Below are 24,984 nucleotides of genomic sequence, written 5' to 3' on the forward strand. Positions count from 1 at the left end.
GCTTGCTGGCGATCGCGATTGCACGTACGCCATCGCCAGCAAGCCGGCTCCTGCAGGATTTGTGTTTACTTCAATTTCGCCAGTAACGCTTCAGCCGTCGCCTGTGACGACGCCGGATTCTGCCCGGTCAACAGCAGGCCATCGGTCAACACATAGCTCGCCCAATCCGGCCCCTTGGAAAAAATCCCGCCCTTGGCCTTGAGCTCGTCCTCCACCAGGAATGGCACGACATCGGTCAGTTGCACGGCGTCTTCTTCACTGTTGGTAAATCCCGTCACCTTCTTGCCTTTGACCAACGGTTGACCGCTCGCGTCCCTGGCATGCCGCAACACCCCCGGCGCGTGACAAACCGTGGCGACGGGTTTTCCGGCGTTGTAGAACGCTTCGATCAGGGCAATCGACTGCTTGTCCTCGGCCAGATCCCAGAGCGGACCATGGCCGCCAGGATAGAAGATCGCATCGTAATCGCCGGCCTTCACCGAGCCGAGCAGCACGGTCGAGGCCAAAGCGGACTGGGCAGCAGGATCTTTGCGAAAACGCTCGGTAGCCTCGGTTTGAAAATCGGGCTCGTCGCTTTTCGGGTCCAGCGGTGGCTGGCCACCCTTGGGCGAGGCCAGGGTCAACTGCGCGCCAGCATCCTTGAAGGCGTAATACGGTGCCGCGAATTCTTCCAGCCAGAAGCCGGTTTTCTTGCCGGTGTTACCCAATTGATCGTGGGACGTTAAAACCATCAGGATTTTCATGTCTTCACTCCTTCTCGGGACCGCGGATAGCTGTTGCGGGGATGCGCAAAATGCAGCGCGATGATCATGGCGCAAGACCCTGGTGAGCAGCGGGTCGTTCGTCTGAAAGGCGTTTCGACAATGACAGGGCGATCACCCGATATAAAAAAAAGGGCGACTTCACAGTCGCCCTTTTCATATTTAAAACGTTTTATGTATCGCACCAACGGTGGTGTCCGCCCAGTGCAATGGCCTCGGCATTCCATGCACTGGTAAAGAGCCGTGACACTGGGCGAACGGGGCGCATTTTAATGGAAGTTGGTACGAATGTCCGCGATTCAAATATGAAATTTGCTGATACGTTTTTTATCGGGCCTGGATCAAAAAAGTATCTGGACCAACTAGCAAACTCACTGGCTTGTCCAAAACCATGAATATTCCTATACAAAAAGTTGTACAGGAATATTCAAACAATCGAGCTTGCCCTCAACTTTTTGGAGTGCTCTTCACGGACAGCACATCGGTATAGACAACGTAGACGCTCTGCCCGATTTTCAGGTTTTTCAGCTTGGCCTGGATCTCCGGTTTTTCGACATCGATGATCTTTTTCTGACCCTGAGGGGTTTCAAGCGTCACTCGATTCTTCTTCAAGTCGATCGCGGTGATTTTTAGCTGCACTTTCACCTGACGATAAGCTTCACCGGCCGGACTCGATCCCGGTGCCGCGCGCGCTTCACCGGCGCGCTCAATGGTTCCCGGCAAACCTTGGTCGACATCAGTATCCAGATAGGCCGCAACGGCGCGGGTCACCTTGATATCAACCTGATCACCCGGCTTGAGGTTGTCGAGGTTCTTGGCCTTCTCGGTCAGTTGCACGGTGGCTTGATTGCCCTGCGGCCCCTCAAGGACGACCTGCTTATTGGCCGTATCGACCGAAATGACTTTTGTGGAGATCTGATCGGCTTCCACAACCACAGATAATGGAACATCGGCGGCAATAGCGCTCAAGCTGGCCGCGGACAGCAAGGTGGCAAGGGTGATGGCTTTGGTCAGAGCATGAAGTTTCATAGGCAGAACGTTCCCTGTGGTCAATGGCGACAAACGGCATCAAAGCAGGCTTCGACGCCGAGCGTGACGTTGAGCATAGACGTTGCTCAGAAATCGTCGACGCTAATCAGGAAGTCCTCGCGGTGTCCTGGGCAGTCGATTTGCCGCCGACCCGAACGACTCAATATTCAGACGCTTCCTACGCCTGCTTAGGAAGCGTCCTCTTTTCAACATCTATCCACCTCCCGAAAGCTGTCCCGCGCTTGAACGGGGATAGCAATGAAGCCTCCCCGAATGCCCCAGGGAGGTCCGCATTTGAACAGCATCGTGCCCGTCTTTTTCGATCATAGCCGCCACAAGCTTTGGGTCCGCAACCTCGACGCTCACCTTGACGTCCTCGCTTTTAAAGGCAAGGAACACCTCAGCCAACCCTTCACCTATACCGTGGAATTCACCAGCCCCGAGCAGGATCTGGCCGCCGAACAGCTGCTGGGCAAGGACGCCTGTTTCAGCCTGCACGCCTTGCCATCCAGGCTGCCGCGAATGTCCTGGGAACCACCGCTCGAGGTTAAACCGCTGCGCACGCTGAACGGGGTGATCACCGCCTTCAAACGCCTGTCTGGCTCGCGGGATGAAGCGCGTTACGAAGTCACCCTGCAACCGCGCCTGGCCCTGCTCGAGCGGGGTCGGCAATACCGCATCTACCAGCACCAGTCGGTGCCGGAGATCGTCGAAAGCATCCTGCGCAGCCGCCATGATTTCCTCGGCCAGGACTTTTACTTCCGCCTGGTGCGCGAGTACCCGCGCCGTGAACAGGTGATGCAGTACGGCGAAAGCGACCTGGCCTTTATCAGCCGGCTGCTGGCCGACGTCGGTATCTGGTATCGCTTCAGCAGTGACGACCGCCTGCGCATCGCCGTGGTGGAATTCTGCGACGACCAGCGCGGCTACCAGTTCGACGTCGAACTGCCGCACCGCCCACCGGCTGGCCTGGCCAGCGGCGAAGACGGCGTCTGGCAACTGCAATCGAGCCATCAGGTCGTGGAGAAAAACCTCCACCTGCGCGCCTACGACCCGCGTAATGCCAAGGCCTGGCTGCGGAGCGACGTCGACCAGACCCGTGGCGCGAAAACCACCTACGGCGAAGCCTATCACTACGCCGAACCCTACACCGTGCTCGGCGACCCCTACGACCAGGACGAAGACCTGCAAAGCGAAAGCGGCTACTTCTACGCACGCCTGCGCCACGAACGCTACCTCAACCAACAGACCCAGCTCAGCGGCATGAGCAGCAGTGCCACCCTGGCGCCGGGCCAGGTGCTGAAAGTCACGGGCGGCGCCCCGCAAGCCTTCGCCCCCCGCGCCGTGATCACCCAGCTCACCACCCGCGCCGCCCGCGATGCCAGCTTCGAGTGCAGCTTCGAGGCCATCCCCTACGCGGAAACCATCTGCTTCCGCCCGCCATTGCGGCCCAAGCCCACCATGGCCGGCACCCTCCCGGCCCGCATCACCAGCTCACAGAAGCACGACCCGTACAGCCACATCGACCTTGAAGGCCGCTACAAGGTCAACTTCCTGTTCGACCGCGACGATTGGAAACTCGGCCAGGAAAGCCTGTGGCTACGCCTGGCAAGGCCCTACGCCGGCGACACCCACGGCCTGCACCTACCACTGATCGTCGGCACCGAAGTGGCCATCGCCTTCGAACAAGGCGACCCCGACCGCCCCTACATCGCCCACGCCCTGCACGACAACCAGCACCCCGACCACGTCACCCTGGCCAAGCGCGACTACACCCGCAACGTGCTGAGGACGCCGGCCAACAACAAGCTGCGTATGGAAGACCGACGGGGGCAGGAGCACGTCAAGCTCAGTAGCGAGTATGGCGGCAAGAGTCAGCTGAATCTGGGGCATCTGGTGGATGCGCAGAAGAAAAAGCGTGGGGAAGGGTTTGAGCTGCGGACGGATGATTGGGGTGCGATTCGTGGTGGTAAAGGGGTGTTCATCAGCGCCGATGAACAGACCAAAGCTTCCGGTGATGTGCTCGACATGGGCCCGGTCACCCGCCAGATCGAAAGCGCCCGCCAGCAAATGGCCCAGTGGCAGGAGATTGCCCAGGCTCATCACAGTCGACCGCCGGCTCTCGAGGGTCTGCAGCAGCTCCAGACCGATGCCAAAGATCTCAAGGCCCCGGCCATCCTGCTCAGCGCCCCCAAAGGCATCGGCGTCCTGACCCCCGCCAGCCTGCTGTTCAGGAGCGGCCATGCGCTGTACCTGCAAAGCAAGGACGAGATCAACCTCGCGGCCGAGCAGCGTCTTTCAGCTCACGCCAAAAAAAGCATCTCCCTGTTGAGCCAAGAGGAGGGCATGCGCCTGGTATCCGGCAAGGGGCCGCTGGACATCGAGTCCCATGGTGACCTGATGAATTTGATTGCCCGGGGGGACCTTACCTTGCAGTCGGTAGACGGGGAACTGAGGTTGTTGGCCAGGAAAAGAGTTCTGCTGGGCGCTGGAGACCATTTCATCCGCGTCGATTCGAACGACGGGATCCGTCTGGTTAGCGCCACCAAGCTGATATCCGAAGGGCAGCATATCTGGCGGGGACCGGGGGGCCAGAGTTTCCCGTTGCCGGTCTTGCCCAAGTCGGTGTGTGAAGAGTGTCTGAAAATGGCTCAAGCCGAGGCGGCGGGCGCAGTCATGCGCACGGCCACCGGGGGACGATAAATGCAAGAAATCTACGAACAATGGCTCGACCAATTGGAAGGTCTGAGCCGTGCAGCGAACCTCAACCATGTTGATTTAATCGTCGACCAGGCAGGCTCGGGTATTCCCCTGCTGCCAGGACTTGGAGCCATCACTCCAGCCCTTCCCTGGTTTTCATTTTTCAATGCAACTCCGGAAGACACGCTGTTGCCTCAGGCGCCGATCCTGATGCGCATCAATCTTGACGATTGGCGCCACAAGGCGTGGCTGGAAGAAATCATCGAACATATGGGACACATGCCCAGACTCGTGTTGTTGATATCCCCTATCCCGTTCGATGTTCTGAGCAAGACCCTGCAGGGGCTTTCACAGCTTGAATGGGGAGGACAGTCAGGCTTACTGCGCTTCTACGATCCACGCGTCCTACCGGAGTTGCTGGCGAGTGTCCTGGACCCTGAGCAGAAAAAACGATTTCTGGAGCAGGCGCTGTTTTGGAGTTGGCTGGATCGGGATCAGCGGATTGTCTGGCAACCGGGTACTTATGGTTCGAATCAAGTGTTCGAAGAAGCAATCAGTCCGGTTGTACTAACGGATTCGCAATTTGATCGATTGGGTTGCATCAGTGATGCGCAAAAGTTATTTGCGCTTGCCTGGTCAATGTTTCCCGAGCTTTCTAATGAAGAATGTTTTTCTCGATGTAATCGCGTTGCACTTCTAGCAAGTGATGAAAACTATTTTGGTGATTTGGAAGCTTACGCAGAGGGCAAATTTTCCGAACAAAAAAACAGGGAGACGTTTGATGAGTAACGAGAAAGGGACGTTCAGGCCGCGATGGGCTGTCGGTAGTTTGTTGTTATTGCTGGCCGGCTGTTCTCCGGGGACGCCGAAGTATTTGGCGGGGGATTTGAACGGGGTAAATCACACTTCGGCGGCGATCAATTATTTCTCGGTGAATGGTTATGGCGGAAGAAACATCTCCCCGTTTGGTTATGGGGGGGGCGTGTGTTGTGCGATGTTGCCCAGCCAATGGTCGCCGGGTTTGAAGTTAAAAGTGGAGTGGGAGACCGACCCGAACCCATACGCAAAAATAAAACGTAAAACATCGGGTTATGGATTTGATCCCGATGCATACGCTCAGCATAAAGCCAAGTACCAGCAACACACGGCGATTATGGAACTTCCGCCTTATGAGGACAGGCTCTGTTCGTTGGAAGTGCATTTTCTACCCTGCCATCAAGTCAAGCTGTCCACGTCTTGTTGGGCTTATCCCTCACCCAATAGTCCGATCAAGGAACCTCTAAACATGCAGGAGCCAACCACATGTCCGAAATAAAGAATCGAGATTCCGTCCATGTTCCGGCGTTGTTTCCCAAGGACGGGCGGTTACCCAGCGACCCTCAAGCAGTGAGGGCCAATTACAAGCGGCAAACGGCCGAGGTGGAGTTGTACCGGCAAAAACTGAATGCCCAGCGGGGTTTTCGCGGCGCTTCCACTTGCGCGCGCGCCTTGCACATCAGCCTGTTTTTCGACGGCACCAACAACAACGAACCCTACGATACCCGTAAGGCCCAGCCGCCTCGTCCAACCAATATCGCGCGGCTCTATCACGCCAGCATTGAGCAGGCTACAAGTGGATATTTTCGTTATTACATTCCCGGCGTAGGTACCCCTTTTCCCGAGATTGGCGAGCTGGATTACAGCACTTTCGGCATGGCGTTCGCCAATCGCGGCGAAGACCGTATCAATTGGGGATTGCTGCGAATCGCCGATGCACTGTCCTTCGCGCTGGATAACAAGACGGGCTTGGCGCTCCCAGTTGCCCAAACCAAGCTTAAAGCCATGGCCACCACCTGGCCCATGACCGCCTTGGGCAAAAGCTGCCGCCGACAGGCCATGGCCTCGCTGCTGGAACCGTTGCGGGCCAAGGTGGCGACGGCACTACCCACGGTGCTGTCAATCAAGTTGTTCGTTTATGGTTTTTCTCGCGGTGCCGCCGAGGCGCGTACCTTCATCACCTGGTTGAGCGAGCTGTTCGACACCCCACAAGGCGCCGAACACCCGGAACAAACGCTGCTGGGAATACCGGTCAGCATCGAATTCCTCGGCCTGCTGGACACCGTGGCTTCCGTGGGCAGCGCGCGCGCCGCGCCCTTCGCCGAAGGGCACATGGACTGGGCCGATGGCACCCAAGCGCTGCCCGATGTCGGGCGTTTTCCCGGATGGATCAAGGACTGTCGGCATTTCGTCGCCGCCCATGAGCAGCGTCTGTGTTTCCCATTCGATGAAAAGGTTGCGCACGAAAGCTGCCTGTCACAGGCATCTTTCGTGCGCAACTTAATCAACAGGGAGGCGTTTGATGAGTAACGAGAAAGGGAAGCTCAAACAACGATGGGCTGTCGGTAGTTTGTTGTTATTGCTGGCCGGCTGTTCTCCGGGGACACCGATGTATTTGGCGGGGGATTTGAACGGGGTGAATCATACTTCGGCGGCTATCAATTACTTCATGGTGAATGATTATGGCGGTCCGAATATATCCCCTTATGGGTATGGTGGTGGGTACTGCTGTGTTTCGCTGCCGAGCCAATGGTCGCCGGGTTTGAAGTTAAAAGTGGAGTGGGAAACTGATCCTAACTCCAATGCCAAATTACCTCCCTTAGGGACTGATGAGTATCGGGCTGCTTATGCACTGCATAAGGCCAAGTACCAACAACACACGGCGATTGTGGAACTTCCGCCTTATGAGGACAGGCTCTGTTCGTTGGAAGTGCATTTTCTTCCCTGCCATCAAGTCAAGCTGTCCACTTCCTGCTGGCGCTATCCGTCACCCAATAGTCCGATCAAAGAACCCTTGAACATGCAGGAGCCAGCCACATGTCCGAAATAAAGAATCGAGATTCCGTCCATGTTCCGGCGTTGTTTCCCAAGGACGGGCGGTTACCCAGCGACCCTCAAGCAGTGAGGGCCAATTACAAGCGGCAAACGGCCGAGGTGGAGTTGTACCGGCAAAAACTGAATGCCCAGCGGGGTTTTCGCGGCGCTTCCACTTGCGCGCGCGCCTTGCACATCAGCCTGTTTTTCGACGGCACCAACAACAACGAACCCTACGATACCCGTAAGGCCCAGCCGCCTCGTCCGACCAATATCGCGCGGCTGTTTCATGCGAGTCTGGATAAACCGGAGAGTGGTTATTTTGGTTACTACATCCCCGGCGTAGGCACGCCCTTTCCCGAGATTGGCGAGCTGGATTACAGCACTTTCGGCATGGCGTTCGCCAATCGCGGCGAAGACCGGATCAATTGGGGGTTGCTGCGAATCGCCGATGCATTGTCCTTTAGTCTCAACAACAAGCAGCGTCTCGACCTCCCAGTTGCCCAAACCAAGCTCAAAGCCATGGCCACCACCTGGCCCATGACCGCCTTGGGCAAAAGCTGCCGCCGTCAGGCGATGGCCTCGCTGCTGGAACCGTTACGGGCCAAGGTGGCGACGGCGTTACCCACGGTGTTGGCGATCAAGCTGTTCGTCTATGGTTTTTCTCGCGGCGCCGCCGAGGCGCGTACCTTCATCACCTGGTTGAGCGAGCTGTTCGACACCCCGCAAGGCGCCGGACACCCGGAACAAACGCTGCTGGGGATACCCGTAAGCATCGAATTCCTCGGCCTGCTGGACACCGTGGCTTCCGTGGGCAGTGCCCGCGCCGCGCCCTTCGCCGAAGGGCACATGGACTGGGCCGATGGCACGCAAGCGCTGCCCGATGTCGAGCGTTTTCCCGGATGGATCAAGGACTGCCGGCATTTCGTCGCTGCCCATGAGCAGCGTTTGTGTTTCCCGCTGGACTCGATCCGTTATACCGATGGCCGTTACCCACCCTATGCCACGGAAGTGGTTTACCCCGGCATGCATTCGGACGTGGGTGGTGGTTATCCGCCGGGGGATCAGGGCAAGGCGCGTGGTGGCGCGGGCGAGTTGTTGTCGCAGATTGTCCTGCATGACTTATATGCAGCGGCCTTCAAGGCGGGGGCACCCTTGACCGTTCCCGAAACTGTAGTTCCGGACGAACTGCGACAGATTCAGCCTGTTCGCGCAATGTCTGCTCAAACAGATCAAGAGTTCACGGTTGATCAAGTGCTCATCAACCGCTTCAACGCCTGGCGCACCACCCTGGGCCTCGACGAAAACCCTGCTTCAGCCCCAACCACTGACACCCCCCTGCGCCTGGGCCGCAACCTCGAAGACACCATGGCCGCACAACTGGCCTGGCTCACCGGCTGGCGCATCGAGCGTTTCGCCCGGGGCAGCTACGTCAATCAACCCTTCTTCGGCCAGGCCGTGCAAACCAATGCCACGCTGCAAGCCGAGCAGAAAGCCCAGCGTCAGGAGGACATAGATACGGCGAAAACGAACCGAGCGGGCGCTCGAGGCCAACCCGTAAAGATGCAAAACCTGGCCACCCTGGCCGGCCCGCCGCCCTACGAACCGGTGCTGGACCAGCAGCAAATCCGCGAAGCCGCCGTCGAGTTCGAGCACGATTACCAGAGCTGGCGCCGTGATCACACCAGCTTCGGTGGGCTGGTCTTCGATGGGGTGTTGAAAGAGACGGTGTACCTGCTCAACGACGATGACGAGCAGCAGGAATACACCCGACTTAAGGCCGAGGGTGAATTGTGTGCCAAACAGCTGTTCACTGAACACTGGACCAACCGGTTTAAAGTCAGTGACTCACCGGAGATGGCAGCGGTGGTCGCCCTGTTCGACGATCAGGTCCACGACTCCCGCGCCTGGTTCCTGCACGACTTCATGAGTTCGCGGGAGATGTGGGGCGATTACTTCCGCTATCGCATGGTGTATTTCGGCGATGAGTCCAATAAGCGCCTGACCCCGGCGGTGGTGGCGGGACGGGTGGTGGGCATTGCGCTGGTATTGGGCGGGACGTACAGCCTGCGCCGTTACGAGGGTAAAGCCTATGCCGGGACGCTGGTCGCGGCAGCGGTGGGCTATCAGGTGATCAACGCCGCCACGGGCGAGGTTGAACCGTTCCTGCCGAACGCAGAGGACATTCTGAAATCCACCGTGTCCATTGGCCAGGTCGTCGCGCAACAGCGGCAGGCCATCATCAAGGCCGAAGACGCGCTGCGCATGGAGAACATGCTCGATTATCTGGTACGTAGCGGTGGGTTGATCGAGCAGGCCAAGGAGATGTTTTCATGATGCCTTTGGTGCGTAGAGGCGATCCGTTGCGTCCGTATGGCGGTGAGGTGCTCGAAGGTCGCTTCGAGGCTTTCGGCATGCAGGTGGCTTGCATGGGGGACAAGGTGCGCTGCGACAAACACGGCTCGACGCACATCAGCGAAGGTGCCTCGGGTTTCACCATGGAAGGCAGACTCTTGGCACTGGATGGCTACCGTTGCGAATGTGGTTGCCAATTGGTCAGCACTCTCGCGGTCTCTTCCATCGGGGTGGAGCCATGAGTCGACCGGCGGAGTAGCCCGAAGTCATCGAGCCCGGCGCACCACGTTGGCGGCGCTGGTGGCTGGTGGTCTTTTGAGATCAAAAGATCGCAGCCCCGTTGCACTCGACAGTTCCTACAGGGGGGACGTTGGGCAGACCGGTCAGTAACCGGTCATTTCCAGATACCCTTGCCCTCCATGGCTGCCGCTCAGGCGCACCGGCCCTTCCCAGTAGGGAATGCGCAGATCCATCCAGGCATTCGGGTTGAGAGCGCTGATGACGATGTCGAGGTGCTTTTCGGGAATCTGGATCGCCCAGCGTACGGGCATCGAGCGTCCGGCGACGCGGGCGGTGTCCTGCGGGGTGAGGCGGATGTCGGAACCCTGCAGCAAGCGAGTCTGGCCGCGGGCGTCGATCCAGGTACCGGTCAGATAAAGCGCGCCGTCCTTTTGCCGCATGCGATAGAGCATCACCTGCTCGCCACTGTCCAGGTGCAGGGAAAACCAGTCCCATCCGGTCTGGTTGGCGGTCAGCGGCTGGCTGCTCCATTCGCGGTCGAGCCACGCCGGTCCACTGACCTGATAGTGCTTGCCATCAATTTCCAGGGTGCCGCTGGCCTGGAAAAACGGCTGGCTGTAGTAGTACGAGGCCTGGCCTTGTTCGGATTTCTGGCTGAAACCCTTGTCCCCTTGCAGCACCAGCGGTCGATTGGACGTGAGCCGCAGTTGATAGCTGAACGCCTTGTCGCGGGCACTTAGTTGCATCTCGCCGAGCGGATCCGCCTCCGCTGACTGGCTGCTGAATCGCCAATCGTCGATCCACGCGTTGAACGGCGCCAGACTGACTCCGGCCTGACCGACGCCACCCCGAGCGTAGCGCTCGGCCGCATGATGCACCGTCGCCGACGTCACGGCCGCATGACCGAGCCAGATCGTCTGGTTTTCCCAACCCGGCACCTCGGGCGTGGCTTTCAAAGCGCTGCGAAACAATGTCCATTGCGCTCCGAACTCATGGCCCTGCTCGTCCTTGAGGTTGGCGGTGACGTACCACCACTCGATGCGAAAGCCGTCGTGGGGGCCGTGGTCCGCCGGGAAGCTGAACGTGCGCCCTGGCACCACCGGCGTGAACGCCGCCGCTTGATTGCCCATCCCGGCGAAGCCTTTTTCCTCGGGTGCCGATTGGTCGCAACCACTCGATAGCAGCACCAACAGCATCGCGGCGAACTTAATCCTCATGGGCGAAAGTCCTCAGCAGATCGGCCGGCTGCGTGCGATACAACGCATACAGCGGCCACGCCGACGCCAGCAAGGTCGCCACCAGCGCCAGCCCCATCAATTGCAGCAATTGCACCGGAAACACCCGCAGCGGCAGGCGCCAGCCGAAGGCCTGGACGTTGATCACGGTATCCAGGCACCAGGCCAGGGTGATCCCCAAGGGCAAGGCCAGCACCAGCGTCAACACGGCCAGCAACCAGGTTTGCCCGAGGTTGAGCAGCATCAGTTGCCGACGCGACACGCCCAATGCCCATAGCGGCGCCAGTTGTCCGAGACGGCTTTGGCTCTGGGTCAGCAGGCTGATGAACAGCGCCACGCCGGCCACGCAGAGGGTCAGGCTGTTCAGGGCGGCGGTGGCCGCGAAGGTGCGCTCGAACACTTGCGTCGACCAGCCTTTGAGTCGGGCTTGATCGACGATGCGGCTGTCCTCCAAGGCGAAACGCGCTTGCAGCGCATTCACGAATGGCACAATCGACGCCGGCTCGATGCGTAGATTGAAGCGGTTCGGCGCCAGTTGTGGCCAACCGCGCAGCAAGTGGTTGATGTTGACCAGCAGATGTCCCTTCGGATTGCCGTAGTCGGCATAGATACCGACGATGCGCGGCGACCATGGACCATTGGGCGTGGCAATGGTCAGGTGATCGCCTAATCGCACGTTCAGGCGCCGGGCCAGTTGCTCGCTGAGCATCAAGGCATCGTCGGTGGCCAGGCGATCCCAGGGCGTGTCGCCCAGGGCTTCCAGCAGCGGCCAGTGCTGGCGATAGGTCGGGTGGTCGATCACGCCAACGATATCCGCCGGCCAGCCTTGCAGCTGGATCGAGACCTGCCAATTGGGCAGCACCGCCGTGAGCTGCGGCTGCTGCTTGAGCCAGCTATGCAGTTCCCGGGCCTGTGCCGGGTTTTGCGGATTGAGGTAGAGCTCGGCGGTTAGCCGCTGCTCGAGCCAGTTGCTGAAGGTCTGGCGAAAACCAGCGGTCATGCTGCCCGCGCCAATGTTGGCCGCCAGCGCCAGCAGCAGCGCCATCAACGCCAGGCTCAGGGCGGGCAGTTGCTGGCGACAATCGGCGACGAACCATTGGCCAAGTACGGAACGACTGCGACCCAACAACCCGTTGAGCACGGCATCGAGCACCACCGGCAAGGCCAGTGCCGCACCCAGCAACAGCGCAGCCATCAGCACGAAACCGCTGGCCAGGCTGTCACCGCGCAACAACGCCAGCACCGCAATCGCCAAGGCCAGTGCCGCCACCCAGCCTTGACGCCGCAACCAGTGCGCGTGGGCCTGATGCCAGGCCTGCGGATCGGCCAGCGCCAGCAATGGCAAACGCGCCGCCCGCCACAAACTGTGGGCGCCGGCGAGCAAGGCACCGAGCAGGCTCAGGCCGATGCCGCTGAGCCACCACCACGGACTCAGGCTCAACTGCCCCGCCACTTCGGCGCCATACAAACCGCGCAGGCTGGCGGCCACATCCGGCAGTAGCACACTGGCCAGCAGATAGCCGCTGATCACACCGGCAAGGCCACCGATCAAGGCCAAACCACCCAACTCGGCCGTCAGGCAGGTGATCAGCATCCGTGCGCTGACCCCGCAGGCACGCAAGGTCCGCAGTAAGCCCCGACGCTGTTCCAGCGCCAGCCCAATGGCAGCGTGCACGATGAACAGGCCGACCACGAACGACAGAAACCCCAAGGCATCGAGGTTCAGATGAAAGCTCTCAGTCAGCCGCGCCAAATTGTTTTCTTCACCACTGCTCTTGAACTGCAGTTGCCCCTTGAACGACTCGGGCAGTTTCGCGGTGAAATCCTTCGGCAACAGCAGGCGCGACAGCTGATCCGGCAAGCCGAGCATCTGCTGGGCAATACCGATGTCCACCAGCAACACGCCGGGGGCCATGTCCGCCTGCGCCTGCAAGGGCGGCAGCGTCTGGCCGTTCAGCGCCTGCGGGCGATCGCCTTGCTTCAGCCCCAGGGCCTGCAAGGTTTGCGGCGAAATCCAGGTCATGCCCGGTGGAGTGAAAAACTCAACCACCTGTTCGATGGTCAGCGCCTGCCCTGCCACGACGCCCCCTGCCGGCAACGACACCGGCTCGATGCCCATCAGTTGCAGACGCTGGTCTTCATGGCCCTTGAGCGTCAGCCGTCCCTGCAACACCGGCGACACCGGCCAACCGGCACGACGCAGGTCGACAAACCATTGTTGGGGAAAGGTGGCAGCCGTGGGCGCACTGAGGCTGGCCTGGGGTTCTCCGCCGATCAGTTGACTGGCCCGGGCATAGCTATCCCGCGCCTGGCTGTTCAGCGCTTGCACGCCGGTCAGCAGGCTGGTGGCCAGCCACAGTCCGGTCAATACACTGAAAAACTGCACCGGGTGCTGCCGCCAGTGGCTGAGCAACGCCCGCAGGGTTTCGCGAAAGATGCGCATCTCAGCGCCCGTCCACACCGGTCAGACGCCCACCGTGCAACACCACTTTTTCTGCCAGCCGCGCCGCGACATGGGGGCTGTGGGTGACCATCAACAGGGTCGTGGGGCTGTCATCGAGCAATTCCAGCAACAGCTTCAGCACCTCGTCGCTGGTGGCTTCATCAAGGCTGCCAGTGGGTTCGTCGGCCAACAGCAGCTTCGGTTGCGAAGCCAGCGCACGCCCTAACGCCACCCGTTGCTGCTGGCCACCGGACAGCTGTTCCGGATAACGCTGCAACAAATCCGCTAACCCCAACCGCTGCACCAGATGCGCCTGCCAACGCGGATCATGGCGCCCGGCAAGATGTGCCTGAAACGCCAGGTTGTCCTCCACCCGCAGGCTGCCGATCAGGTTGAACTGCTGGAACACCAGACCGATTTCCGTGCGCCGCCAGTTCGCCAGCTGTCCTTCGCTCATCTGCTCCAGCCGATGCTCGCGGCTGCGGATGCTGCCGCGATCCACCTTGTCCAGCCCGGCGATCAGGTGCAGCAAGGTGCTCTTGCCGCTGCCCGACTCGCCCATCAGCGCGAGGCTACTGCCGGGTTTGAGGGTCAGGTCGACACCTTGCAGCACCGGCAACGGACCTTGTGGCGTGGCAAAGCTTTTGAAGACGCCCTGGACTTCAAGCATGGGATAACCCGTCCGAAATGCATGGGCGAAGGATAGCGGCCCTGAATGGTTTTTGTCCTTTGACGATTGCAGCCCTGCCCGAGCACCGCCCTACTCTCGAGGATGGTCTAACCACAATGATAAAAACGGAGACACCATGCCTCGTTTCACTTTGAGCCCACGCGGCCTGTTGGCCTGCCTGATCACCGCGTGCCTCGCACAATCGTCGGTCGCCGCCGATGCACCGGTCGCGGCCAGCGCGCAGACCGCCGCCAATAATGCCGTCGTATTGCAACAACTGCCCTTCAGCGACCGTACCGACTATGAGTCGGTGACCAAGGGCTTGATCGCGCCGTTCAAGGGTCAGGTCAAGGACGCCAGCGGTCAGGTCATCTGGGATATCCAGGCCTACGGTTTTCTCGACAAGGACAAGGCACCGGACTCGGTCAACCCGAGTCTCTGGCGCCTGGCCCAGCTCAGCGCCCATGCCGGATTGTTTGAAGTCAGCCCGAAACTGTATCAGGTGCGCGGCCTCGATCTGGCCAACATGACCATCATCGAGGGTGACGACGGGCTGATCATCATCGACCCGCTGACCATGGCCGAAACCGCCAAGGCCGCCTTGGAGCTCTACTACCAGAACCGTCCGCGCAAACCGGTGGTGGCGGTGATCTACAGCCACACCCACGTCGACCATTTCGGTGGTGTGCGCGGGGTAATCGACGAAGCCGATGTCAAGGCCGGCAAGGTCAAGGTGTTCGCACCCACAGGCTTCATGGAACACGTGATGAGCGAGAACGTGTACGCCGGCAACGCCATGAGCCGCCGCGCGCAATTCCAGTTCGGCAGCCTGTTGCCCCGTGGCGAACACGGCCAGGTGGACGCAGGGCTGGGCAAGAGCACGCCGAGCGGCGGCACCATCACCCTGATCCCGCCCACCGACCTGATCGAGAAGGAACTGGAGACCCGCACCATCGCCGGCCTGGAGGTGGAGTTCCAGCTCACGCCGGGCACCGAAGCGCCAGCGGAAATGAACCTCTACCTGCCGCAACTGCGCGCCTTGTGCATGGCGGAAAACGCCACGCAGATGATGCACAACATCCTCACCCCGCGCGGCGCGCAAGTGCGTGACGCCAAGGCCTGGGCGCAATACCTGGACAGCAGCCTGGCACGTTATGGCGACAAGAGTGACGTGCTGTTCGCCCAGCACAACTGGCCGACCTGGGGCGGCGAGCGGATCCGCACCTTCCTCGCCGATCAACGCGACATGTACGCCTTCCTCAACGACCGCACGTTGCACCTGTTGAATCAGGGCCTGACGCCGGTGGAAATCGCCGAGGCCATCAAGAAGTTGCCGGGCGCACTGGACCAGAAGTGGTACACCCGTGGCTATTACGGTTCCCTGAGTTTCAACACCCGGGCGGTGTATCAGCGCTACCTGGGGTTCTACGACGGCAACCCGGCCAACCTCAATCCGCTGCCGCCGGTGGACACGGCCAAACGCAGCATCGAAGCCATGGGCGGGAGCTCCGCGGTGCTGGAGAAAATGCGCACCGCCATGACCCAGGGTGACTATCGCTGGGCGGCACAACTGGGCAATCAGTTGCTGTTTGCCGATCCGGACAACAACGACGCCCGCAAGGCCCAGGCTGAAACGCTCGAACAACTGGGCTACCAAAGCGAAAACGCCACCTGGCGCAACATGTACCTGACCGGTGCCATGGAACTGCGCAACGGTGTGCCGCCGCATGCGGGCACTTCGGTCTCGGTGGACATGGTGCGGGCGATGAGTCCGGAGATGTTCTTCGACTTTCTGGCGATCCGTCTGGACAGCGACAAAGCCGTAGGCCATGACCTGACCCTGAACTGGACTTTCGAGGATCAGAACAAGGACTTCAACCTGACCTTGCGCAATGGCGTGCTGACTCACCGCGCCGGGCTCAACCCTCAGGCAGATGCCGGTGTCAGCATGAGCAAGGCCACGCTGGAGCAGATCAGCCTCAAGCAGCTGGATTTCCCCACGGCGATTCAGAAAGGCTTGATCAAGCTGCAGGGCAACGGCAAAAAGCTTGGGGAGTTGATGGCCAGCCTCGACACCTTTGCGCCGCAGTTCAATATCGTCACGCCTTAAAACCGCGTTGCGCCCTTCGCGAGCAGGCTCGCTCCCACAGAGGATCTGTGTCGTACATCAATCCCCTGTACAACATGGATCCCTGTGGGAGCGGGCTTGCCCGCGATAGCGGTGTGTCAGCTACCGACAATGCTGGATGTGGTGGCCTCATCGCGGGCAAGCCCGCTCCCACAGATTTCTTAGGTGCCCATAGGATTTGTGAGTGACACAGATCCCCTGTGGGAGCGAGCCTGCTCGCGAAGGCGGCTGCAAGCACTACACAGATATCACTTCTACCGCCGGCATCTGCCACTTCTGTTCGATCACCTGCGGCTGCGGCCCATACAAACGCAGAACCAGCGTAAACGCTCCGCTCGCAGGCGTCGGCAGCCAATTGCTTTGCTCATCCGGACTGGCGGCCTGCATGACCAGGGTCAGCCCGCCATCGGCGTCCCTCAGCAAAGGATCCCGACTGCTCAAGCAATAGCGATCGATCGCATTGGCCACCAGTTGCCGGTCCGGCAAGTCGTACAGGGTCAACGACCAGAACTCGCTGGCCGGTGGCAGCTGTCCCGGCGCAAAGCGCAGGCGATAACGCCGCCCGCCCTGCAATGGCTGGCCCTGATCGTCCAGTCGGGTGCCGGTGTAAAACGCTTCTTCGACGCTGTTGCCGTAGATGCCTACATGGGCGGCGACGGCTCGGTTGAGGTAATTGCCGTGCAACGCCTCACGGGTGCCGAACAGGCCAAGGGTGGTGCGCACCTGCCCTACCGCCGCTTGCAGTTGCGAACGGGCATCCTCGATGCCGGCGATCAAAGCCAAACGCATATCCGCCGGCATAGCGGCTTCATCGACCCCCTGGCCGGGCACGATGCCAATTCGCGCGAACCGTGCGCGCATGGCCTGTTCCGATGGGGGCGTGGGGCACAGCGTGAGGATCTGATTCAGCACTGCAATGAAATCCAGCCCCAAGCCTGTCTTGCTGTCCCATGCCGGCCATGCAATCGCCGGAGCCGCAACCGGTGCCGGGCCGCCGACGTACTCGTGCAAGGCGCGCAGTCGGTATTGCTGCTGTAACGCACGTACAGCCGCCAAGTCGTCGACATCTTTCAGGCCGGTGCGCCCCAGGATCATCACGATTTCGGTTTCACTGCGCAGCACAGCCTTGATCCCGGCCGGGACCGGCCCTTGCCAGTCAGGTCCGGCGATCAGGTAATCCCCTGCTTCACGGCCGGTACTCAGCACACCGACATAGGCGAAGTTATGGGTGTATTGATCGACCAGTTGATGCACGTAGTAGCGGTCATCATCGACCGCGGGCACGCTCAGGATCTGCGGTTCGCTGCGCAGGTCGAGCCAGGCCCAGGAGTACGGCGTGTCGTTGTTCGGGGTGACGATTTCACGGTTACTCGGGGTGTAAAGCTGGCTGTAGTGACGGAAGCGATTGAAGCCGCCGACGTACTCCGGCGCCGCAGGATGGAGCACCTGCTTTTCCAGGGTCTGGTAGTGCATGAGCATCGGGTAGGCATACATCCATGCCTCTTGGGCAATTGCCCGCAGGTCGGCGGATTCGGCGGCCAGCAACCCGCGCGGGAACATCAGACTCGCTCCCAGCACACCCATGCCGCCCAGCACATGGCGACGACAAATGAGTCCATTCATGGTTCGACCCTCGTGATGGTTGGCATTCGATAACTGCCGTCCAGTGCTGCGACCTTGGGCAGGTACAGGCGCAGCAGCAGGTTGAATGGACCTTCCGGTGTCGGCAGCCAATTGCTCCTTAGCGCCGACACGGGGTCATGGGGTTGCAGAATCAGTGTCAGGCCGCCGTCGGCGTCGTAATGCAGATCGGGACTTCGATCGCCCAGCGAATAACGCTGGATCGGATTGGCCGCGAGCAATTGGGTTTTGCCGTCATACAGGGTCAACGACCAGAAAGCGTCCACCGGTGGCAGCTGATCAGCAGGGAAATGCAGGCGATAGGTATTTCGACCGTCGAGCACTTGCCCCTGAACGTCGTGCAGGGCCATTGGGTAAACCGCTTCCACTGCATCGTTGGCGTAGATGTAACGCCAGGCCACCGCCGCTCGGGTCAGGTCATCGTCGCCGAATTTGCCGACATTGGTCGGCGAACGGAACCAGCCTTGTTGCTCCACCGACAACTGGCTGGAGGCGGCACGCACCTGCTCGCGACCGGCTTCAGCGCCTTGGGCGATTGCCTCTTTCAGCGCTGCCGGTGGCTCGAACAGCGCGCCTGGCTGGAGGCCAATGGCGACGAAGCGTGCGAGCTTCGTCTGCTCGCTGGCGGTCCATTGATGCAATGGTGCCAACGCGTTGAACGTGTTGAACAGCGCCTGCGCAGGACCTTGCCGGGTGTCTTCATAGGCGGGTAATTGCAGTGCTGGCAAGGCTTCAGGCGTCACCTTGCCGATGACCTTGGACAATGGCTGCAACGTGTATCCCTTCAATACGTTCGCCGCGTCTTGCTGATCGGCCTCCCCCTTGACTTCGGTGCGCCCGAGCAAGAACACCAGGCGACTGGGCGAGCGGATCACGCCGCTGAAACCCGGCGGTAGATCACCCTTCCAATCCGGACCGACAATCAGGTAACGCCCGGCCTGATCACCGGTGGCGCGAGTGCCGATGTAGTCGAGATTGTCGGTGCGCATGTCCACCAGTTGGAAACTGTAATAGCGCCCCTGCACCGCCGGCACTTCCAGAACCTGCGGTTCGCCACGCAGATCGAGCAAGGCGCGGGAGTAGAAGGTGTCGTTGTTGGGCGACACCACTTTGTCGTCCTGCGGGCCGAGCAGTCGCGGCTCGCTGTAGAGCCGGTTGAACGGCAGCTTCGCGGCAATGGCGCTGAGCACTTTGTCGTGCTCGACGGTGGCGTAGGCGAACACATAAGCCTCTTGGGCCAGTGCCCGGGCTTGCGGCTGATCGAGGGTTGCCGCGTGAGCGCTGCCCAGGCTTACCCCCAGGGTGAGAGCGGATATCCAGTTGCGCACGGTAGGTCTCCTTTCAGATAAACATCGGTACACCGTGACTCACTGTGGGAGCGAGCCTGCTCGCGAAGGGGCCATCAGGTTCAACATTTTCGTTGACTGACACACCGCTTTCGCGAGCAGGCTCGCTCCCACAGGGGAAATCACTGGGGTCGCGTACGGGGTTATTTGGCCCAGCGCCGCAGGTCCGACGGGGTGTAGTCGTCGGTTTTTGCGGCGAAGCCGACGCGCATCGGCTCGGTCTCTTCGTTGGCCAGGCCACCGGCGTAGTAGCGGCCGGAGATCAGGTCGTAAGAGGTTTCCAACACGTTGTAGGTGAAGCCGTGGTCGTATTGCTGGATCGCGTGCAACTCGCCGCTGCGCCACAGTTCACCGCGACTGTCGTACTGGTCCGACTGGGCGATTTGCCAACTGTCCTCGTCCACGTAGAAGCGGCGTTTGGCATAGATGTGACGGGCGCCCGGTTTCAGCGTGGCTTCCACCACCCACACCCGATGTTTCTCGTAGCGCGCCAGGTCCTGGTTGACATGGTTGGGCTTGATCACCGCGTCGTACTTGAGGTCGCGGCTGCCGATCTTGTAGCTGTTGTAGGGGATGAACAGTTCCTGTTTGCCGATCAGCTTCCAGTCGAAACGGTCCGGCGCGCCGTTGTAGCCATCGATATTGTCGGCGGTGATCAGGCCGTTGCTGTAACGCGCACTGTTGTCGTACGCGATCATCGGCGCGCGGCGCACGCGACGTTGGCCAGGCAAGTATTGCCACGCCGAGCGCGGCTCGGCGACCTGGTCGATCGGCTCATGCACCAGCACCGCCTCGCCGGACAGACGCGCCGGTTCCAGTACCCGGCTCTTGAACATGAACAGGATGTTCGAGCCCGCTTCCAGCCCGCCCACGGTGTCGGCAAAGTTGATCAGCGATTGGTTGCGCACGTAACTGGTGGCGCCGTTTTCACGCACCAGGGCGGCGCTGCTGATGCGCTCGTAGCTGCCGCCGCGATAACGGGTCATGTGGTTCCACATCACCTCCAGCCCTTCGGTGGGCAGCGGAAACGGTATGCCCCGTGCATAGTCATGCAAACCATTGCCGCCGTCGGCCATGCTGGTTTTGGTGACGTTGTCCCGACTCTGCGCCAGCACATCCTTGGGTAGATTGGCGCTGCGATGCGTCGGGTAGATGTTCATCTTGTAAGTGTCGGGAAAGCGCTTGAACAAGGCGACCTGACCCGGACTGAGCCACTGCTGGTACTGCGTGACGTTCTGCGCGGTGATGGTGAACAACGGTTTCTCGGCGGCATACGGATCGCTGTAGCCACCCTTGCTGTCGACGGTGCCGGCATTGCTTGTCAGCCCTCCGGTCCAGGCCGGAATACTGCCATCGGCATTCGCCGCCATTTCCGAGCCCATGGGCGTCAGGGTTTTGCCCAGGGCGGTCGGATCGGTGCCTTTGGCCTGTGCCAGGCCGACGCTGCAGGCCAGGGCCAGCACGCACAATTGCATACGCATAACGGTTCTCCTCAGAAGTCTGCCTTGAAGCTGACGGACGCGAAGTCGCGGTCGTCGAGGGTGCTGTAGTCGTTGGAACCGAAGAAGGCGTTGTAGGCCAGTTCCACGCTGTAATCGTTCATGTAGACGCCGGTGAGGCTCACGCCAAGGGCTTGCTGGCCCTCCTGGAACGGGCCTTGCGGATCGTAGGAATAACCCTCGACGTCATGCCGCCAGTTCACCGCTGGAATCAGGTTGATGCCGGGCAACACGTCGCTGTATTCCAGGCTGGCGCGCAAGCGATAGCCCCACGACCAATCGGTGGCGAAACCCTTGTCGGTGCAGTACTGGTTGGTGACCCCCGAGGCCACGGTGTTGCACGGCGTGCCGTTGCGCGTCGAGCTGCGACCAAACGCGGCGCTGCGGCCCAGGCGCTCGTCCCCCAGATCGTCGATGTGCACCACACCGGCCTCGCCGAACAGACTCAGGCGTGTCGCGCCCAGCACGTTGTCGATGGCCTGGGTCGCCGATGCCGTTGCCTGCCAGACACCCTTGCGCTCCCATGCGTCAAAACGACTGCCGTTGTTGATGTTGAATCCGGACGGCAACTGCACCCAGGAGCTGCCCGACGGCCCGGAAATAACCGCGACGTTGACGTCCGGTGCGTTGATCGACAGCGGCATGTTCGGCCGATAGCTCAACTCGCCGGCCAGAGAGATGCCGCTGTTGGGTTCCACACCGTTGAGGCTGATGCCATACAGGCGAATGTTTTCCGGAAACGCCGCGGCATAGGTCGGCGGCTGGATACCGCCAGGGAAGGTACCGCGCAGGGCGGTGTTCTTCGCATCCAGGGTGAAATACGGCAGGCGTGAGTGGTAGTTGATGAAGTAGATCGCCGCTTCCGCATCGTTCAGCGCCGGGATCATCTGGCGCAAGGCAAAACCGAACTGACCATTGTCCGACGGTGATTCGTTGCCTCGTGACGGTGCGTACAAGCCGGCCGCCTGCATCTGTTGATCGGTCAGTACCTGGCTCAAGTACAACGGCCCGCAGCCCTTCTGGATCGCATCGCTGGCGGCGAAAAACGTGCCGCAACCGTCGAGCACACTGGGACGCCAGTTGTACTGGTAGAAACCTTCAAGGTTGGTGGTATCCGACAGGCCGAAGCTGAAGGACACCATCTCCACCGGCAACTGCCCTTCCTTGATCTCGACACCGGGACGGTTGAACGCGGTTATGTCGAGCGGGTTGATCACGTTGATACCGTTCTGGATCAACAGTGACTCGCCCCAGGACAACACCTGGTTGCCGACCTTCACGCTCAACGGATGCTCGGCCACCTGAAAGTCTTTCCAGACGTACGCGTCGAGCATTTCAAAGCCCTTGAACTTCGACAGGTCATCCCAGCCCGAATCGTCGAAGTCCTTGAACCGGCCGTTGCGTGTTTCGTAGGCATGGTCGTACCAATACTTGAAGCGAACGAACGCCCCCTGCCCTTGCCCATCGAGACTAATGTCGGTCAGCCCCTTGAACACCTGCGAAATGGGATCGCCCCGCTCGAAGTTCAGCCGATTATCGTCGGCACTGACGCTGGTGCCATTGGCCTGCACGCCTTGCGCCTGCAAGGCATTGGCACGGGTCATCAAGCTTTTGTCGGGGTTCTGCGTGGACCAGCTGCTGCCCAGGCTCAAGGTGGTCTTGGTGGACAGGCTCCAGTCATCGTTGATGTCGAACGTGGTGGCGGATGCAGACCCCGTCATCAACGCCACGATCGCCAGCGCAAGGGGTTGCGGGCGGGGGTGGCCAAGCCGTTTCAGTCGTTGGCGGACTGGGGCTGTGGCCGAGCGTTTTCTTATCATTATTAGGCTCCGGTCAGGATTACTCAGCCTGGGTACGGTGCCTGAGGGGTGGGTTTTGGGCGCAAGCGGTGGGGGACAAAAAGTAATCACCCGGGGATCTGTGTGGGAGTCGTTGATCGAGTACATATCCATTTCTTCGGCAACCGCGAGGCGCGCCTGAGTGCCGACCTGGCTTTTATGGATGTACCCAATTTTTGTGGGAGCGAGCCTGCTCACGAAGGAGTCAGGTCAGTCAACATTTTTCTGAATGACACACCGCCTTCGCGAGCAGGCTCGCTCCCACAGGGTTTGTGGTTCACCCCGAAAATCTTCTCAGCCAGCCGCCTACGCCCCCAACCGAAACTGCTTGGGCGTTATCCCGAACCGCTTGCGAAACGCCCGAATGAAATTACTCGGCTGGCGATACCCCAAACGCTCGGCAATCCGCTCGATTGGCTGATCCCCCGACGTTAACCAGTGCCGCGCCAACTCCAGACTGTCACTACGGCTGTGTTGCGCCGCTTCGGCTTGCCAATGCCGCAACATGCTTTGGTGCAGAAACGGATTGGCCCCGAGCAAGGGCTCGTCGAGGCAGGTCAGCGGTAGGCTCAAACACGGATGAGGTCCGTGCCGAACTTCGATGCCGACACTGCGCAACCATTCGCCCGCCGCCTGTTGCGGCGTCAAACAAACATGGGCAAACGCCTCGCCCGGTGCCCGTCCAAGACGCCGCGAGATGTTACGCACCAGACTCAAGGTCGCCGCATCCAACCCGAAAAAATGCGGCAACCGCTGAACACCACGCAAGTGCAGACGAGCCACCCCGTCGGCCTCTTCCAGCTCCGCCAGCACATCGTTGGTCACACGGGGCAAAAACTCGGTGAAGCACGCCAGGCTGGCACGCAACGTCGCGGCGGAGTCGAGCAAAATGTTCAAACCTTGCAGACCGGTGGTCGCCATGCCATTGACCAGTTCGCAACCAAAGGTAGCGCCTGCGCCCTGCCGCTCGCACTCCAGCCACAGCTGTTCCACCAGATGCGCCGGAACCCTTAGCCCCTGCCCTTCGAGCAATGAAAGACAGATCCCCGCGCGTTGCAGCAACTGTTCCTGGCACAGGCCGGAGCGTTGGGCGTGACAGAGAATGGTCCGGGTGAACGCACTGGAGGCAAAGGTTTGATAGGTCATGGCGAACGGTGGCGAGAAGACAGGCGTGTACTTATGCCAGCCTCTGTGCTATCGATCCAATGCATTAAAAACATCCTTTAAATGCAGGAGGCGCATGATGGACCTTCGACAACTTCGCCACTTGGTGGCACTGGCCGATTACCGCAGCTTCGGCCGCGCCGCCGAGGCGATCAATCTCAGCCAACCCGCCTTCAGCCGCAGCATCCAGACCCTGGAGCGAGACCTCGATTGCCTGCTGGTGGAGCGCAGCAGTCGTGAATTTCGTCTGACTGGCCAGGGCGAATTGGTGCTGCAACACGCCCGGCGCCTGCTGGCCGGCAGCCAGGCACTGCATAACGAACTGACGCAATACAACGGCCTGACCGGCGGCGAACTGCAATTTGGCAGCGGCCCTTACCCGGCGCAGTTGCTGGTGCCCGAAGCACTGGCACAGTTCATCCAGGCACACCCGGCGATCCGCACCCGCTTTCATCTCGGTGATTGGGAACAACTGGCGCTGTGGTTGCGCGAGCAGCAGATCGAATTTCTGGTCGCGGACTCGCGCTATTTCACCGGCGACCCGCAATACCAGGTGCGACTGCTGCGGCCACGACGCGGACGTTTTTTTTGCCGAGTCGATCATCCTTTGGCCAACCGGGAAAACCTGTCGCTGCGCGCCCTGCTCGACTATGCCGTGGTCGGCACGCGCATCCCGCCGATGATCCGCAAGATCCTTGCCGACGTGCAGGGCGAGACGGACTTCAATCCCAGCGTCGAATGCGCGCAATTCGACGCCATCTGCCGCGTAGTCAGACGCTCCGACGCGGTGGGCATCGCCACCATGGAAGCCCTGGCCGAACAGGTCGATCAGGGCCTGATACGGCTGCTGGACTTTGTCGACGTGCCCAGGGATGACCCCGGTTTGCTGCTGCACTACGGCATCGTCAGTCGCGCCGGTTACTCGCTGACGCCGGCGGCGCAGGCGATGGTCGAGGCGATATTGCGGGTGGATGAGCGTTTGCTGGCGGTGAACCCGTCCTAAAAAACACCGCGGTCATTGTGGGGGAGGGGGGGGGGGTGGGGGGGGGGGGGGGAGAGGAAACTACTTCTGAGGGGACAATAAC

19 protein-coding genes are annotated in these 24,984 nt (G+C 60.6%); 9 read left to right on the forward strand and 10 right to left on the reverse strand.

The window, feature by feature from the left end; genetic code table 11:
- Positions 1-65: 65 nt before the first annotated feature.
- Positions 66-743, reverse strand: coding sequence for a type 1 glutamine amidotransferase domain-containing protein (locus tag ACSFE6_RS25125; protein WP_435430108.1), 678 nt, complete (start codon positions 741-743; stop codon positions 66-68).
- A gap of 465 nt (positions 744-1,208) precedes the next feature.
- Positions 1,209-1,790 carry a hypothetical protein gene (locus tag ACSFE6_RS25130; protein WP_435430126.1) on the reverse strand — a complete coding sequence of 194 codons (582 nt, stop codon included), beginning with the start codon at positions 1,788-1,790 and terminating at the stop codon, positions 1,209-1,211.
- Positions 1,791-2,084: 294 nt separating this feature from the next.
- Between ACSFE6_RS25130 and ACSFE6_RS25135 the strand changes: the two genes are divergently transcribed.
- From ACSFE6_RS25135 to ACSFE6_RS25165, 7 genes are read left to right on the forward strand one after another with little or no spacing between them, the layout of a single operon-like run.
- Complete coding sequence (locus ACSFE6_RS25135; RefSeq protein ID WP_435430109.1) at positions 2,085-4,493, forward strand: type VI secretion system Vgr family protein; 2,409 nt, start codon at positions 2,085-2,087, stop codon at positions 4,491-4,493.
- Positions 4,494-5,279, forward strand: a complete 786-nt coding sequence (locus ACSFE6_RS25140) for a DUF4123 domain-containing protein (protein WP_435430110.1) — start codon at positions 4,494-4,496, stop codon at positions 5,277-5,279.
- On the forward strand, positions 5,272-5,805 hold the full coding sequence (locus ACSFE6_RS25145) for a DUF3304 domain-containing protein (RefSeq protein ID WP_435430111.1): 534 nt from the start codon (positions 5,272-5,274) through the stop codon (positions 5,803-5,805). The genes ACSFE6_RS25140 and ACSFE6_RS25145 overlap by 8 nt, the downstream gene beginning before the upstream one ends.
- Positions 5,793-6,836 (forward strand): phospholipase effector Tle1 domain-containing protein, encoded by a 1,044-nt coding sequence (locus ACSFE6_RS25150; protein WP_435430112.1) that lies wholly within the window; start codon positions 5,793-5,795, stop codon positions 6,834-6,836. The genes ACSFE6_RS25145 and ACSFE6_RS25150 overlap by 13 nt, the downstream gene beginning before the upstream one ends.
- A complete protein-coding gene (locus ACSFE6_RS25155) occupies positions 6,829-7,356 on the forward strand; it encodes a DUF3304 domain-containing protein (RefSeq protein WP_435430113.1) in 528 nt (175 codons plus the stop codon). The genes ACSFE6_RS25150 and ACSFE6_RS25155 overlap by 8 nt, the downstream gene beginning before the upstream one ends.
- Entirely contained in the window at positions 7,344-9,677 is a 2,334-nt protein-coding gene (locus ACSFE6_RS25160) for a T6SS phospholipase effector Tle1-like catalytic domain-containing protein (protein WP_435430114.1), read from the forward strand. The genes ACSFE6_RS25155 and ACSFE6_RS25160 overlap by 13 nt, the downstream gene beginning before the upstream one ends.
- Positions 9,674-9,937 (forward strand): PAAR domain-containing protein, encoded by a 264-nt coding sequence (locus tag ACSFE6_RS25165; protein ID WP_435430115.1) that lies wholly within the window; start codon positions 9,674-9,676, stop codon positions 9,935-9,937. The genes ACSFE6_RS25160 and ACSFE6_RS25165 overlap by 4 nt, the downstream gene beginning before the upstream one ends.
- Positions 9,938-10,078: 141 nt before the next feature.
- On the opposite strand, the gene ACSFE6_RS25170 is transcribed toward ACSFE6_RS25165, so the two are convergent.
- From ACSFE6_RS25170 to ACSFE6_RS25180, 3 genes are read right to left on the reverse strand one after another with little or no spacing between them, the layout of a single operon-like run.
- On the reverse strand, positions 10,079-11,152 hold the full coding sequence (locus ACSFE6_RS25170; protein WP_435430116.1) for a lipocalin-like domain-containing protein: 1,074 nt from the start codon (positions 11,150-11,152) through the stop codon (positions 10,079-10,081).
- A complete protein-coding gene (locus ACSFE6_RS25175; RefSeq protein ID WP_435430117.1) occupies positions 11,142-13,613 on the reverse strand; it encodes an FtsX-like permease family protein in 2,472 nt (823 codons plus the stop codon). The genes ACSFE6_RS25170 and ACSFE6_RS25175 overlap by 11 nt, the downstream gene beginning before the upstream one ends.
- 1 nt (position 13,614) lies before the next feature.
- Entirely contained in the window at positions 13,615-14,283 is a 669-nt protein-coding gene (locus ACSFE6_RS25180) for an ABC transporter ATP-binding protein (RefSeq protein ID WP_435430118.1), read from the reverse strand.
- A gap of 136 nt (positions 14,284-14,419) precedes the next feature.
- On the opposite strand from ACSFE6_RS25180, the gene ACSFE6_RS25185 reads away from it, so the two are divergent.
- A complete protein-coding gene (locus ACSFE6_RS25185; RefSeq protein WP_435430119.1) occupies positions 14,420-16,393 on the forward strand; it encodes an alkyl/aryl-sulfatase in 1,974 nt (657 codons plus the stop codon).
- 255 nt (positions 16,394-16,648) lie between these two features.
- Here the strand turns inward: ACSFE6_RS25185 and ACSFE6_RS25190 are convergent, their stop codons facing one another.
- The 5 genes from ACSFE6_RS25190 to ACSFE6_RS25210 form a co-directional block, all read right to left on the reverse strand.
- Positions 16,649-18,034: a DUF1254 domain-containing protein gene (locus tag ACSFE6_RS25190; protein WP_435430120.1), complete on the reverse strand. Its 1,386-nt coding sequence runs from the start codon at positions 18,032-18,034 to the stop codon at positions 16,649-16,651.
- Positions 18,031-19,380, reverse strand: a complete 1,350-nt coding sequence (locus ACSFE6_RS25195; RefSeq protein ID WP_435430121.1) for a DUF1254 domain-containing protein — start codon at positions 19,378-19,380, stop codon at positions 18,031-18,033. The genes ACSFE6_RS25190 and ACSFE6_RS25195 overlap by 4 nt, the downstream gene beginning before the upstream one ends.
- Before the next feature lie 161 nt (positions 19,381-19,541).
- On the reverse strand, positions 19,542-20,879 hold the full coding sequence (locus ACSFE6_RS25200) for a DUF1329 domain-containing protein (protein ID WP_435430122.1): 1,338 nt from the start codon (positions 20,877-20,879) through the stop codon (positions 19,542-19,544).
- An 11-nt stretch (positions 20,880-20,890) separates the two neighbouring features.
- Positions 20,891-22,717, reverse strand: a complete 1,827-nt coding sequence (locus ACSFE6_RS25205; RefSeq protein WP_435430123.1) for a DUF1302 domain-containing protein — start codon at positions 22,715-22,717, stop codon at positions 20,891-20,893.
- Between the two features lie 324 nt (positions 22,718-23,041).
- The gene (locus tag ACSFE6_RS25210) at positions 23,042-23,881 is read right to left on the reverse strand and encodes a helix-turn-helix domain-containing protein (protein ID WP_435430124.1); all 840 of its coding nucleotides are present in this window, start codon (positions 23,879-23,881) and stop codon (positions 23,042-23,044) included.
- A 97-nt stretch (positions 23,882-23,978) separates the two neighbouring features.
- On the opposite strand from ACSFE6_RS25210, the gene ACSFE6_RS25215 reads away from it, so the two are divergent.
- Entirely contained in the window at positions 23,979-24,902 is a 924-nt protein-coding gene (locus tag ACSFE6_RS25215) for a LysR family transcriptional regulator (protein WP_435430125.1), read from the forward strand.
- Positions 24,903-24,984: the final 82 nt, after the last annotated feature.

Origin of the sequence: Pseudomonas baetica, assembly GCF_051216495.1 — a bacterium.
Lineage (GTDB): Bacteria > Pseudomonadota > Gammaproteobacteria > Pseudomonadales > Pseudomonadaceae > Aquipseudomonas > Aquipseudomonas baetica_B.

Coding starts and splice junctions, on each gene's coding strand:
- ACSFE6_RS25125 (WP_435430108.1), bottom strand. CDS start 743: ATGAAAATCCTGATGGTTTTAACGTCCCACGATCAATTGGGTAACACC.
- ACSFE6_RS25130 (WP_435430126.1), bottom strand. CDS start 1,790: ATGAAACTTCATGCTCTGACCAAAGCCATCACCCTTGCCACCTTGCTG.
- ACSFE6_RS25140 (WP_435430110.1), top strand. CDS start 4,494: ATGCAAGAAATCTACGAACAATGGCTCGACCAATTGGAAGGTCTGAGC.
- ACSFE6_RS25145 (WP_435430111.1), top strand. CDS start 5,272: ATGAGTAACGAGAAAGGGACGTTCAGGCCGCGATGGGCTGTCGGTAGT.
- ACSFE6_RS25150 (WP_435430112.1), top strand. CDS start 5,793: ATGTCCGAAATAAAGAATCGAGATTCCGTCCATGTTCCGGCGTTGTTT.
- ACSFE6_RS25155 (WP_435430113.1), top strand. CDS start 6,829: ATGAGTAACGAGAAAGGGAAGCTCAAACAACGATGGGCTGTCGGTAGT.
- ACSFE6_RS25160 (WP_435430114.1), top strand. CDS start 7,344: ATGTCCGAAATAAAGAATCGAGATTCCGTCCATGTTCCGGCGTTGTTT.
- ACSFE6_RS25165 (WP_435430115.1), top strand. CDS start 9,674: ATGATGCCTTTGGTGCGTAGAGGCGATCCGTTGCGTCCGTATGGCGGT.
- ACSFE6_RS25170 (WP_435430116.1), bottom strand. CDS start 11,152: ATGAGGATTAAGTTCGCCGCGATGCTGTTGGTGCTGCTATCGAGTGGT.
- ACSFE6_RS25175 (WP_435430117.1), bottom strand. CDS start 13,613: ATGCGCATCTTTCGCGAAACCCTGCGGGCGTTGCTCAGCCACTGGCGG.
- ACSFE6_RS25180 (WP_435430118.1), bottom strand. CDS start 14,283: ATGCTTGAAGTCCAGGGCGTCTTCAAAAGCTTTGCCACGCCACAAGGT.
- ACSFE6_RS25185 (WP_435430119.1), top strand. CDS start 14,420: ATGCCTCGTTTCACTTTGAGCCCACGCGGCCTGTTGGCCTGCCTGATC.
- ACSFE6_RS25190 (WP_435430120.1), bottom strand. CDS start 18,034: ATGAATGGACTCATTTGTCGTCGCCATGTGCTGGGCGGCATGGGTGTG.
- ACSFE6_RS25200 (WP_435430122.1), bottom strand. CDS start 20,879: ATGCGTATGCAATTGTGCGTGCTGGCCCTGGCCTGCAGCGTCGGCCTG.
- ACSFE6_RS25205 (WP_435430123.1), bottom strand. CDS start 22,717: ATGATAAGAAAACGCTCGGCCACAGCCCCAGTCCGCCAACGACTGAAA.
- ACSFE6_RS25210 (WP_435430124.1), bottom strand. CDS start 23,881: ATGACCTATCAAACCTTTGCCTCCAGTGCGTTCACCCGGACCATTCTC.
- ACSFE6_RS25215 (WP_435430125.1), top strand. CDS start 23,979: ATGGACCTTCGACAACTTCGCCACTTGGTGGCACTGGCCGATTACCGC.